The sequence below is a fragment of the Acinetobacter sp. UBA2063 genome, from assembly GCF_002333245.1.
GTDB classification, from domain to species: domain Bacteria; phylum Pseudomonadota; class Gammaproteobacteria; order Pseudomonadales; family Moraxellaceae; genus Acinetobacter; species Acinetobacter parvus.
In genome coordinates this window covers 3,229-4,008 of record NZ_DDAH01000172.1, presented here as the reverse complement: position 1 = coordinate 4,008, position 780 = coordinate 3,229, and the positions used below count along the sequence as shown (strand labels likewise).

The window sequence follows — 780 nt, the reverse complement described above, 5'->3', positions numbered from 1 at the left end:
CGCCGCCAGCACCTGTTGCTACACCGCCTCAGTCTAAAATAAACCTCAGTAAAATTACGCTGGACAAAGGCAACAGTCGAATTAATTTAACCAAACAGACACAGGGTTTTGGTGAGATTAAGATTAATCTCAACTGGAATCAGCGTTCTATACAGTCCCAATCGGCAGGCTTCTTTAAAAAACTGCTCAACCAGAATCAGGGAATTGATCTGGATTTAGGCTGTCTATTTGAAATGCAGGATGGCACCAAGTCCGTGATTCAGGCATTGGGCAATCGTTTTGGGGATTTTAACGGTTTTCCATTTATTCAGCTTTCTGCGGACGACCGTACTGGTGCATTACAAGGTGGTGAGTGGCTGAGGATCAATGGGAAATACTGGCAAGAAATTCGCCGTGTCGTGTTATTCGCATTTATTTACGAGGGTGTGCCCAATTGGGCTGCAACAGATGCTGTGGTCACTATTTTTGTGCCAGACCAGCCTCCCATTGAAATTCGTTTAACTGAGGGACAGCCCTTGGGTATGTGTGGCATTGTCGAACTGACCAATCAGGCTGGCAATATTCAGGTGCAGCGACATGTTCGTTATGTACCTGGTCATAAAGAACTGGATCAGGCTTTTGGTTTTGGCCTGCGCTGGGTAGCAGGTAGTAAATAAAAACCTATTGACTTTTAACTCCAATTAAATTTCTATCATGATGCAATGAGGGAGAAAAAATATGGCAATTAGCTTAAATAAAGGGGGAAATCTTTCCCTAAGTAAAACAGATCCAACTTTGGTC

At 43.6% G+C, this 780-nt stretch carries 1 protein-coding gene and 1 pseudogene; both read left to right on the top strand.

The window, feature by feature from the left end; genetic code table 11:
- A partial coding sequence (locus tag B4H32_RS08105; RefSeq protein WP_414630957.1) for a TerD family protein occupies positions 1–656 on the top strand: 656 nt, incomplete at its 5' end.
- A gap of 61 nt (positions 657–717) precedes the next feature.
- Positions 718–780: pseudogene (locus tag B4H32_RS08100) on the top strand (chemical-damaging agent resistance protein C); the annotation flags it as partial.